The sequence below is a fragment of the Streptomyces sp. SID5910 genome (genome assembly GCF_009862125.1).
Lineage (GTDB): Bacteria > Actinomycetota > Actinomycetes > Streptomycetales > Streptomycetaceae > Streptomyces.
Genome location: NZ_WWHX01000033.1, coordinates 1 through 10,412 on the forward strand (window position 1 = coordinate 1; position 10,412 = coordinate 10,412).

Annotated in this window: 9 protein-coding genes and 1 pseudogene; 3 read left to right on the forward strand and 7 right to left on the reverse strand. The window is 73.3% G+C overall.

Annotated elements, in window-relative coordinates; all coding sequences use genetic code 11:
- On the reverse strand, positions 1 to 259 hold a 259-nt coding region (locus GTW67_RS01355), incomplete at its 3' end, for a GntR family transcriptional regulator (protein ID WP_161162961.1).
- 47 nt (positions 260 to 306) lie between these two features.
- Between GTW67_RS01355 and GTW67_RS01360 the strand changes: the two genes are divergently transcribed.
- From GTW67_RS01360 to GTW67_RS36795, 3 genes and pseudogenes are all read left to right on the forward strand, one after another.
- Positions 307 to 816 (forward strand): carboxymuconolactone decarboxylase family protein, encoded by a 510-nt coding sequence (locus tag GTW67_RS01360; protein WP_161162962.1) that lies wholly within the window; start codon positions 307 to 309, stop codon positions 814 to 816.
- Positions 813 to 1,247: pseudogene (locus GTW67_RS36790) on the forward strand (carboxymuconolactone decarboxylase family protein); the annotation flags it as partial. The gene GTW67_RS01360 and the pseudogene GTW67_RS36790, both read left to right, overlap by 4 nt.
- 9 nt (positions 1,248 to 1,256) lie before the next feature.
- The gene (locus GTW67_RS36795; protein ID WP_202436670.1) at positions 1,257 to 1,976 is read left to right on the forward strand and encodes an isocitrate lyase/PEP mutase family protein; all 720 of its coding nucleotides are present in this window, start codon (positions 1,257 to 1,259) and stop codon (positions 1,974 to 1,976) included.
- Positions 1,977 to 1,979: 3 nt separating this feature from the next.
- Here the strand turns inward: GTW67_RS36795 and GTW67_RS01370 are convergent, their stop codons facing one another.
- From GTW67_RS01370 to GTW67_RS01395, 6 genes are all read right to left on the reverse strand, one after another.
- Positions 1,980 to 2,930, reverse strand: coding sequence for an ABC transporter substrate-binding protein (locus GTW67_RS01370; protein ID WP_161162964.1), 951 nt, complete (start codon positions 2,928 to 2,930; stop codon positions 1,980 to 1,982).
- A 1-nt stretch (position 2,931) separates the two neighbouring features.
- Complete coding sequence (locus GTW67_RS01375) at positions 2,932 to 4,875, reverse strand: ABC transporter permease (RefSeq protein WP_161162965.1); 1,944 nt, start codon at positions 4,873 to 4,875, stop codon at positions 2,932 to 2,934.
- On the reverse strand, positions 4,875 to 6,098 hold the full coding sequence (locus GTW67_RS01380; RefSeq protein ID WP_237518597.1) for a quaternary amine ABC transporter ATP-binding protein: 1,224 nt from the start codon (positions 6,096 to 6,098) through the stop codon (positions 4,875 to 4,877). The genes GTW67_RS01375 and GTW67_RS01380 overlap by 1 nt, the downstream gene beginning before the upstream one ends.
- On the reverse strand, positions 6,095 to 7,627 hold the full coding sequence (locus GTW67_RS01385) for a GMC family oxidoreductase (protein ID WP_161162966.1): 1,533 nt from the start codon (positions 7,625 to 7,627) through the stop codon (positions 6,095 to 6,097). Before GTW67_RS01385 ends, GTW67_RS01380 begins: the two co-directional genes overlap by 4 nt.
- A 60-nt stretch (positions 7,628 to 7,687) precedes the next feature.
- Positions 7,688 to 9,217, reverse strand: a complete 1,530-nt coding sequence (locus tag GTW67_RS01390) for an aldehyde dehydrogenase family protein (protein ID WP_161162967.1) — start codon at positions 9,215 to 9,217, stop codon at positions 7,688 to 7,690.
- A gap of 177 nt (positions 9,218 to 9,394) precedes the next feature.
- Positions 9,395 to 10,066, reverse strand: a complete 672-nt coding sequence (locus GTW67_RS01395; protein ID WP_161162968.1) for a serine/threonine kinase C-terminal domain-containing protein — start codon at positions 10,064 to 10,066, stop codon at positions 9,395 to 9,397.
- Positions 10,067 to 10,412 lie beyond the last annotated feature (346 nt).

The window sequence follows — 10,412 nt, forward strand, 5'->3', positions numbered from 1 at the left end:
GGTCCGCGACGCGGGTGCCGGAGCCCTGGCGCGCGGTGAGCCAGCCCTCGGCGACGAGGTCGGCGTAGGCGTCGGCGACGGTGTTGCGGGCGATGCCGAGGTCGGCGGCGAGGGCGCGGGAGGAGGGCAGCCGGGTGCCGGCGGCCAGGCGGCCGGTGCGGACGGCCTCGCGCAGGGCGTCGGTCAGTCCGCGGCGCAGGCCCGGCCCGGCCGGTTCCAGGTGCAGGTCGACGCCGAGAGTGGCCCAGGGTTTCGCCATGGAAATGGACCATACTCCTGGGCTGCTTCGTTCCTAGGGTCGAGGACATGACGACGCACACCGATGAGACGACGACCGCGGAGTACGCCCCCGAACTGCCCGTGCGCCTGGACTGGGCCAAGCACGCGCCCGACGTGTACAAGGCGATGATCCGGCTGGACGCGGCCGCCCGGCAGGGCGTGGACCCGACCCTGTTCGAGCTGGTGAAGATCCGCGCCTCCCAGATCAACCGCTGCGCCCTGTGCATCGACATGCACAGCAAGGACGCCCTCGCGGCCGGGGAGAGCGTGGAGCGGATCATCCAGCTCAGCGCCTGGGAGGAGTCGCGGCACTTCTACACCGAGAAGGAGCTGGCGGCGCTGGAGCTGACGGAGGCCGTGACCGTGCTGACGGACGGCTTCGTGCCCGACGAGGTGTACGAGCGGGCCGCGAAGCACTTCGACGAGCCCGGGCTGGCGCACCTGATCGCCGCCATCACGGTGATCAACTCCTGGAACCGCTTCGGCGTGACCTGCCGCATGACCCCGGGCCACTACCGGCCGGGGCAGCACGGATGACGGCCCGTACACGGCTGCTGGACGGGGAGGTCCAGCGGGCGATGTCCGCGCTCAGCGCGGCGGCGAAGCAGGGGTTCGGCGATCCGGTGCTCGCCGAGCTGGTGATGATCCGGGCCTCGCAGCTCAACCACTGCGCGTTCTGCCTGGACATGCACCTCACCCTCGCCCGGAAGAACGGGGAGAGCGAGCAGCGGCTCGGTCTGCTCGACGCCTGGGAGGAGGCCGAGGAGCTCTTCAGCGAGCGGGAGCGGGCCGCGCTGGCGCTGACCGAGGCGGTGACGGTCCTGACGGACCGCTTCGTGCCCGACGCCGTGTACGAGCGGGCCGCCGCGCTCTTCTCGGACGGCGAACTGGCCCACCTGGTGGGGCTGATCAGCGTCATCAACGGCTGGAACCGGCTGATGGTCAGCCGCCGCGTCCCACCGGGGGGGTCACACACCATGAGCAAGGCCGCAGCCTTCCGCGCCCTGCACCACGGCCGGGCCCCGGGCGACCCTCTCGTCCTGCCCGGCCCCTGGGACGCGGCGAGCGCCCGCGTGCTCGCGGAGGCCGGGTTCCCGGCGCTGGCGACGCCCAGCGCCGGGGTCGCCGCCGCTCTGGGTTTCGAGGACGGGAGCACCCCGGCCGGCGAGATGTTCGCGGCGGTCGCCCGGATCGCCCGGGCCGTCGACGTGCCGGTGTCGGCGGACGTGGAGGACGGGTACGGGCTGGCGCCCGGGGAGCTGGTGGAGCGGCTGCTCGCGGCGGGTGCCGTGGGCTGCAATCTGGAGGACTCCACGGGCGGGGTGCTCAAGGACCCGCGCGAGCACGCCGAGTGGCTGGCCGAGGTGCGGGCGGCGGCCGGGGACCGGCTGTTCGTCAACGCCCGCATCGACACGTTCGTCCGGGGCGTCGCCGACCCGGACCGGGCCCTGGAGCGGGCCGCGCTGTACGTCGCCGCGGGCGCCGACTGCGTGTACCCGATCGGCGCCCCCGCGGACGTGGTGCCGCTGCTGCGGGCCGGCATCCAGGGGCCGTTGAACGTCGTCGCCCGGCCCGGGGAGGGCCCCTCGCCCGCCGAGCTCGGCGAACTCGGGGCCACCCGGGTCACGTTCGGGCCGGGCCTCCTGCGGCGCGTGGAGGGCGCGCTGCGGGAGATCGCGGCCGGGCTGACGAAGTGAGGGTCAGGGCAGCCACTTCTTCCATTCGGACTCGTGGCTGTCCACCCACTTCTTCGCCGCCTCCTCGGGCCGCATCTTCTGCTCGGCGATCATCAGGGAGACCTGGTTCTGGTCCTCGGTCGTCCAGCGGAAGTTCTTCAGGAACTCGGCCGCCTTGCCGCCGTTCTTCGCGAAGCCGGAGTTGAGGTACTTCTGGAGCGGGGTGACCGGGTAGGCGCAGTCGACCTTCTCCGGGTCGGCGTCGCAGCCCTCCTTGTACGGCGGCAGCTTCACCTCGGTCATCGGGACCTTCTCGAACAGCCACTGGGGCGTGTACCAGTAGCTCAGGAAGGGCTTCTCCTCCTTGGCGAACTGCTTCATCTGGGTGATCTGGGCGGCCTCGGAGCCGGCGAAGACGACCTGGTAGTCCAGGCCCAGGTTCTTCACCAGCGCCTTGTCGTTGGTGACGTAGGACGGGGAGCCGTCCATCAGCTGGCCCTTGCCGCCGCTCTCGGCGGTGCGGAACAGTTCGGCGTACTTGTCGAGGTTCTTCCAGTCCGTGACGTCCGGGTGCTTCTTCGCGAAGTACGTCGGGACGAACCAGCCGATGTGCCCGGTGACGCCGAGGTCGCCGCCGGCGGCGATGGTCTTCTTGTCGGCGACGTAGCGCTGTTCCTGCTCGGGGTGGCCCCAGTCCTCCAGGATGGCGTCGACCCGGCCCTGGCTGAGCGCGTCCCAGGCGGGGACCTCGTCGACCTGGACGGTGTCGACGCGGTAGCCGAGCTCGTGCTCCAGCAGGTACTGGGCGACGGCCACGTTGGCCTGGGCGCCGACCCAGGACTGCACGGACAGGGTGACGGTCTTCGCGCCCTGGGCGTTCGCGAACGGGGACGCCTGCTTGGTCATGTCGGCGGCGCCGCAGCCGGTGGCCAGCACCAGCACGGTGACGGCCGCCGTGATCCGCTTGCGGGACATCTCAGGCCCCCTTCTTCGTACGGCGTACGGTCGGCTGGGTGACCCGGTCGAGCGTCAGGCCGAGGCAGACGATCGCCGCTCCCGCCACCAGGCCGGTCGCGAGGTCGCCCTGGGCCAGGCCGAAGACGACCTGGTAGCCGAGCGCGCCACCGCCGACCAGGCCGCCGATGATGACGACGGCGAGGACGAGGACGACACCCTGGTTGACGGCGAGCAGCAGGGACCGGCGGGCCAGCGGGAGCTGGACCTGGCGCAGTTGCTGTCCGCTGGTCGCGCCGAGCGAGCGGGCAGACTCCAGCGCGGCCGGGTCGACCTGGCGCAGCCCCTGGGTGGTGATGCGGACGACGGCCGGCAGGGCGTAGACGACCGCTGCGGCGACGGCGGGGGCGCGGCCGACGCCGAACAGGGCGACGACCGGGATCAGGTACACGAACTGCGGCATCGTCTGGAAGACGTCCAGGACGGGCCGCAGCAGGCGCTCGAAGCGGTCGCTGCGGGCGGCGGCGATGCCGGTCGCGAAGCCGATGACCAGGGTGACCGCGACGGCGGCCAGCACCTGGGAGAGCGTGTCCAGGGACGGGTTCCACACGCCGAGCACGCCGATCGCGGCCATGGCGAGGACGGCGGTCAGCGCGGTGCGCCAGGTGCCGATCAGCCAGGCCAGGGCGGCGACGATCAGCAGCACGGACCACCAGGGCAGCCACTGGAGGCCGTCCCGCAGCGGGTTGAGGACCCAGCTGGTGAAGTGGGCGGCCCAGTCGGCGGTGCCGCCGACGACGGGGACACCGGAGTAGAGGTGGGCGGTCATCCAGTCGACGGCCCGGTTGACGGGCTCGGCGATGTTCAGCTCCCACCCGTCGGGCCAGTCGAGGAGGCCGGCGAGACGTCCGGCGAGGGCCACCGCGACGGCGACGGCCAGGACGTACAGCCAGGTCACGGGGGACTTTCCGGCCTCGCCGAGCCGCTCCCCCGCCGCGCCGGTGACGCGGTCCAGGACGACGGCGAGCAGCACGATCGGGATGCCGGCGGCGAGGGCCGCGCCGACGTCGACGGAGGCGAGCGCCTGGTAGACGCGGTCGCCGAGGCCGCCGGCGCCGATGACGGAGGCGATGACGGCCATGGACAGCGCCATCATGATCGTCTGGTTGACGCCGAGGAGGAGTTCCTTGCGGGCCAGCGGGACACGGGCGGTCAGCAGCCGCTGGCGGGCGGTGGTGCCGAGCGACTCGACGGCCTCCAGGACCTCCTTGTCGGCGCCGCGCAGGCCGAGGGCGGTGAGCCGGGCCATGGGCGGGGCGGCGTAGACGACGGTGGCCAGGACGGCGGCGGGGACGCCGATGCCGAAGACCAGGACGACGGGGAGGAGGTAGGCGAAGGCGGGCAGCACCTGCATGGTGTCGAGCACGGGGCGCAGGACGCGGTCCATACGGTCGGACAGGCCGGCGGCGAGGCCCAGGAGGGCGCCGACGACGACCGACGCGAGGACGGCGACGACCATCAGGGCGAGGGTCTGCATGGTCGGCACCCACATGCCGAGCAGGCCGCAGGCCAGGAACGCGGCGGCGGTGCCGAGGGCGAGCCTCACGCCGGCCGTGCGCCAGGCGACCAGGGCGCCGATCGCGGTGACCCCGGCCCAGCCGACGGCGAGGAGGGCGAGGTAGACGGCGCGTACGGCGATGACGACGGCGTTGCTGATGTGGCCGAAGAAGTAGAGGAAGAGGGGGTGGCTGTCCCGGTTGTCGATGATCCAGTCGCTGGCGGTGCCGAGGGGGGCGGATACGTCGACGGTGAGGGCGGTGGGCCAGGTGGTGCCGGGCCACTGCGTGGTGGCCAGGGGGGCGAGGATCGCGGCTAGGGCCGCCAGGGTGAGGAGCTTGCGGGTGGTGGGGTGGGTGAGGATGCCCGGCGGGGACGTCTTCTGGGGCGTTGCGGTGATCGTTGCCATCAGACCGGCTCCTCGTCGGGGGCGGGGTCCGGGTCGGTCGGCTCACGGCGCTTTGCCGGTGCGGGGGCGCTGTCGCTGGGCGCGGGGTCGGTCGGCTCACGGCGCTTGGCCGGTGCCGCTGCGCCCACCCGTGCCGCCCCAGCGGCACGACTGCCCGCAGCTACGTCGGCTACCACCGACAGGAGGTCGGCCGCGTCCACCACGCCCAGGCAGCGGCCGTCGGACATGACGCGGGCCGGGGAGCCTGCTCGGGCTACGGCCTCGATGGCCTCCGAGACCGTGGCGTCGGGGCGGAGGGCCGGGCCCGTGGCGGCCTCGTCGGAGGAGGCGGCGGGGCGCATGGCCGTGCGGACCGTGAGGACCTGCTCGCGCGGGACGTCGCGGACGAACTCGCGGACGTAGTCGTCGGCCGGCGAGCCCACGATCTCCTCCGGGGTGCCGAGCTGCACCACGCGTCCGTCGCGCATCAGGGCGATGCGGTCGCCCAGCTTCAGGGCCTCCTGGAGGTCGTGGGTGATGAAGACCATCGTGCGGCCCTCCTCGCGGTGCAGCCGGACGACCTCCTCCTGCATGTCCCGCCGGATCAGCGGGTCGAGCGCGCTGAACGGCTCGTCGAAGAGCAGCACCTCGGGGTCGACGGCGAGGGCGCGGGCGAGGCCGACGCGCTGGCGCTGGCCGCCGGAGAGCTGGGCGGGGCGGCGCTGCTCCAGGCCCTCCAGGCCGACCTTGGCGACGATCGCGGCGGCGCGCTCGCGGCGCTCGGCGCGGCCCATGCCCTGGACCTCCAGGCCGTACGCGACGTTGTCGAGGACCGAGCGGTGCGGGAGCAGGCCGAAGTGCTGGAAGACCATCGCGGCGCGGTGGCGGCGCAGTTCGCGCAGCCGGGACCGGTCCATGGCGCGGACGTCCTCGCCGTCGATGGCGATGGTGCCGGCCGTCGGCTCGATGAGGCGGGTCAGGCAGCGTACGAGGGTGGACTTGCCGGAGCCGGAGAGGCCCATGACGACGAAGACCTCGCCCTTGCGGACGTCGAAGGAGACGTCGCGGACGGCGGCCGTGCAGCCGGTGCGGGAGCGCAGCTCGGCCGGGGTGAGGGCAGTCAGCTCGGGGTCGGCGGGGACGCGGGCGGCCTTCGGGCCGAAGACCTTCCACAGGCCGTCCACGGAGAAGACCGGGGGACGCTCGGCGGCGGTGCCGTTGACGGTGACGGTGGTGGCGGTCATCGCGCATCACCGCCGATCAGCTCGACGGCGCGCTCCCCGACCATGAGGACGCCGATCATCGGGTTCACGGCGGGCATGGTCGGGAAGACGGAGGCGTCGGCGATGCGGATGCCGTTCAGGCCGCGGATGCGCAGCTCGGGGTCGACGACGGCCTGCTCGTCGTCGGCGGCGCCCATCCGGCAGGTGCCCGCCGGGTGGTAGACGGTGTGGGCGGCCTTGCGGGCGTACTCGCTCAGCTCCTCGTCGCCGGTGATGTCCGGGCCGGGGCAGACCTCGCGCTTGAGCCAGTGGGCGAGGGGCTCGGACTTGGCGATCTCCCGGGCGATGCGGATGCCGTCGACGAGGGTGCGGCCGTCGTGGTCGTCCTCGTCGGTGAAGTAGCGGAAGTCCAGGGCGGGCTTCACGGACGGGTCGGCGCTGGTCAGGTAGAGGCGGCCGCGGGACTTGGGCTTGGGGATGTTCGGGGTCATGGAGACGCCGAACTCCGGTCGTTCGTAGCCCAGTCGCTCCGGGTTGTCCGTGAACGGGATCTGGTAGAAGTGGAACATCAGGTCGGGGCCCGCGTGTTCGGGGTCGCGGCGCACGAACAGGCCGGCGTCGGAGTCCATCGCGGAGTTGTCCGGGATGGGTCCGTTCGTCTCCCACACGATCACCGACTCGGGGTGGTCGAGCAGGTTCTCGCCGACGCCGGGCAGGTCGTGCGCCACGGGTATGCCGAGCGCTTCGAGGTCTTCGCGCGGGCCGATCCCGGAGTGCAGCAGCAGCCGCGGGGAGTCGACGGCGCCGGCGCACAGCACGACCTCGTTGCGCGCCTCGACCAGGATCTCCTCGCCGTCCTTGGTGCGGACGTGGACGCCCTCGGCGCGGGTGCCGTCGAGCTGGAGCTTGTACGCCCAGGTCTCCAGCATGATCGTGAGGTTGGGGCGCTCGTCCATCACCGGGTGCAGGTACGCCACCGAGGCCGAGGAGCGCTTGTTGTTCTCCGGGTGGTAGGCCAGGTCGAAGAAGCCGACGCCCTCGGTGAACGGCTTCTTGTTGAAGCCCTCGATCCGGGGGACCTCCAGGGCCTTCTGCGCGGCGTCGACGAAGTCGCGGGCGATGGCGTTCCGGTCCTTCTCGTCGACCGGGACGATGTTGTTCTCCAGCCGGGCGAAGTACGCCTCCATCTGCACCGCGCCCCAGCCCTTGGCGCCCGCGGCCTCCCACTCGTCCCAGTCGGACGGCAGCGGCTTGAAGGCGATGAGGGTGTTGTGGGAGGAGCAGCCGCCGAGGACGCGGGCGCGGCTGTGCCGGATGTGGGAGTTGCCGCGCGGCTGCTCGGTGGTGGGGTAGTCGTAGTCGAGCTCGCCGCCGAGCAGGCCCATCCAGCGGCGCAGGGTCAGCACGTCGTCGCGGCCTACGTCGCTGGGGCCGCCCTCGATGACGGCGACGGTGGTGTCCGGGTTCTCGGTGAGGCGGGCCGCGATGACGGAGCCTGCGGTGCCGCCGCCGATGACGACGTAGTCGTAGACCTGGGGGGTCTCGGGCATGGGAGTACTCCAGGAAGGCGTGGGGACGGGAGGGGTGGGGACGGGAGGGGTGGGCGGAGGTCAGCCGGTGAACCAGCGGACGGGGCGCGGTGCGAGGTTCTGGTAGACGTGCTTGGTCTCGCGGTACTCGGCCAGGCCCGCGGGGCCCAGCTCGCGGCCGACGCCGCTCTTGCCGAAGCCGCCCCACTCCGCCTGCGGCAGGTAGGGGTGGAAGTCGTTGATCCAGACGGTGCCGTGGCGCAGCCGGCCGGCGACCCGGCGGGCGCGGCCCGCGTCGGCGGTCCAGACGGCGCCGGCGAGGCCGTACTCGGTGTCGTTGGCGAGGGCGACGGCCTCGTCCTCGGTGCGGAAGGTCTCCACGGTGAGGACGGGTCCGAAGACCTCCTCGCGGACGACGCGCATCTCGCGGTGGCACTGGTCGAGGACGGTCGGCTCGTAGAACCAGCCGCTCTCGGGGCGCTCGGGGGCCGGCTCGGGGCGCTTGCCGCCGCAGCGCAGCACGGCGCCCTCGGCGAGGGCGGAGGCGACGAAGTCCTCGGTCCTGGCGCGCTGCTGCTCGGAGACGAGCGGGCCGCACTCGACGCCGTCCTCGGTGCCCCGGCCGAGGCGGATGTTCCCGGCGCGGCGGGCGAGTTCGGCGACGAAGCGCTCGCGCACCGATTCCTCGACGATGAGCCGCCCGCCCGCGGAGCAGACCTGGCCGCTGTGGATGAACGCGGCGTTGAGGGCCTGGTCGACGGCGGTGTCGAAGCCCTCCTCGGTGTCGCAGGCGTCGGCGAAGACGACGTTGGGGTTCTTGCCGCCGAGTTCGAGGGCGACCTTCTTCACGGTGACGGCGGCGGCCTGGGCGACCTTGGTGCCGCTGATCAGGCCGCCGGTGAAGGAGACCAGGTCGACGTCGGGGTGCTCGGCGAGGCGGGCGCCGACGGTGTGCCCGGGGCCGGTGACGATGTTCGCGACGCCGGTGGGGAGTCCGGCCTCGGTCAGCAGGTCGATCAGGGCGACGGTGGTGAGCGGGGTGATCTCGCTGGGCTTGATCACGAAGGTGTTGCCGGCGGCGAGCGCGGGTGCGATCTTCCAACTGGCCTGGAGGAGCGGGTAGTTCCAGGGCGTGATCATCGCGCAGACACCGACCGGCTCGTGCACGACGACGCTGTGGATGTCGGGCGAGCCCGCGTCGACGACCCGGCCGGGCGCCTCGCCGGCGACGAGGTCCGCGAAGTAGCGGAAGGCGTCGGCGACGCAGTCGATGTCGACGCGGCCCTCCTCGACGGTCTTGCCCGCGTCGCGGCTCTCCAGCAGGCCGAGTTCCTCGCGGTCGCGCACGAGCAGATCGGCGACGCGGCGCAGCAGGGCGGCGCGTTCGGCGACGGGGGTGCGCGGCCAGTCGCCGGTGTCGAAGGCGCGCCGGGCGGCGGCCACCGCGAGGTCGGTGTCCTTCTCGTCGCCCTCCGCGACCACGGCGAAGGGCTGGGCGTCCGCGGGGTCGAGGATCTCGCGCGTCGCGCCGGAGGACGCCTCCCGCCACTCACCGCCCGCGTGAATGGTCCGGTGCGCCCGCGCTGCCCGGGCTTCCGTTGTGCTCGCCATGATCCGGTACTGCCTTCCGTTCCTGTTCCGTGCCCCTGCGTCACACGCATGTCACTCTCGGGACCGGGAGCCCCTGCCCCCTTCCCCCTGTTGCATGCCGGATCGGTGGCCGAAAGTGCGGTGCGTCACGGGGAAAGGTGGTGGATGGGGTGAAACGGGGTCATTTCCCGTCGGACGTCAGGCGCACGGCCCGCCGACCGGGCAGAAGGAGTCGACCGCCGTGGTGAGGGGGTCGCGCAGCAGCGCGCCGTCGAGCGTCTCGGGGCCGCTGGACCGGATGGCGTACAGGGTGCCGTCGGCGGCCCGGAAGCGGTGGTCGATCACCTGGCGGGGGCCGCGGTCCTTGTCGTCGTAGCGGTAGACGAGTTCGGAGAAGGTGTCGCCGTCGGAGTCACGGCCGAGGGCCTGGTAGCCGGGCTGCTGCGCGAAGCCGTAGCCGGAGGCGTTCTCGGCGAGGTCCAGGGAGGCGGCCGGGGACTCCTCCACGAGGGCGAAGATCTGCAACTGGCGGCCGCCGGACGGGGAGTCGTAGGTGACGACGGCGGCGGACTCGCCCTGCTTCTCGTGGCGCTGCCAGCCGGCCGGGACGGTGATCGCGTAGCCGACGGGGTCCTGGGCGTGGCGGTAGCCGGGGGCGACGGACGGGGACACGGTGGCCGCCGGCGAGGTGGCGGGGGTCGCCGAGGCGGGCGCGGTGTCGGTGGCCGGGCCCGTCGGGGCGTCCGTGACGGTGACACCCGTGGCCGGGGCGTCCCCCGCCCGGTCGGCACCGTCGTCACGGGTGAGCGCCCAGACCCCGGCCCCGATCCCGGCACCGAGGACGGCCGTGGCGGTGAGGGCGATCAGCACCCGACTCAGACCGGGCCCGGAACCGGAACCGGAACCCGAGCCGGGGGCTGGTCCGGACGGTGCCGGGTGGTACGGAGGCGAGGCGGGCGGCGTGGCCCCGGCCGGGGGCCCGTACGTCCACGGGGCCGGCGGAGGCGGGTCAGTGGACGCCGGCCCGGCGGAGCCGGGGGCCCAGGGAGCCGCGGGCGCCTGACCGGCAGGGTCGAGGGCCCAGGGGGCGGGCGGGGCCGGGTCGGCCGAGGCGGGTGCCTGTCCGGCGCGACCGGGGGCCGCGGGAGCCTGACCAGCGGGGTCGAGGGCCCAGGGGGCCGGGTCGGCAGGCGCGGGCGCCTGACCGGCGGGGTCG

Bases quoted from the DNA above. Each gene is read 5' to 3' on its own strand.
- GTW67_RS01360 (WP_161162962.1), top strand. From the start codon at position 307: ATGACGACGCACACCGATGAGACGACGACCGCGGAGTACGCCCCCGAA.
- GTW67_RS36795 (WP_202436670.1), top strand. From the start codon at position 1,257: ATGAGCAAGGCCGCAGCCTTCCGCGCCCTGCACCACGGCCGGGCCCCG.
- GTW67_RS01370 (WP_161162964.1), bottom strand. From the start codon at position 2,930: ATGTCCCGCAAGCGGATCACGGCGGCCGTCACCGTGCTGGTGCTGGCC.
- GTW67_RS01375 (WP_161162965.1), bottom strand. From the start codon at position 4,875: ATGGCAACGATCACCGCAACGCCCCAGAAGACGTCCCCGCCGGGCATC.
- GTW67_RS01380 (WP_237518597.1), bottom strand. From the start codon at position 6,098: ATGACCGCCACCACCGTCACCGTCAACGGCACCGCCGCCGAGCGTCCC.
- GTW67_RS01385 (WP_161162966.1), bottom strand. From the start codon at position 7,627: ATGCCCGAGACCCCCCAGGTCTACGACTACGTCGTCATCGGCGGCGGC.
- GTW67_RS01390 (WP_161162967.1), bottom strand. From the start codon at position 9,217: ATGGCGAGCACAACGGAAGCCCGGGCAGCGCGGGCGCACCGGACCATT.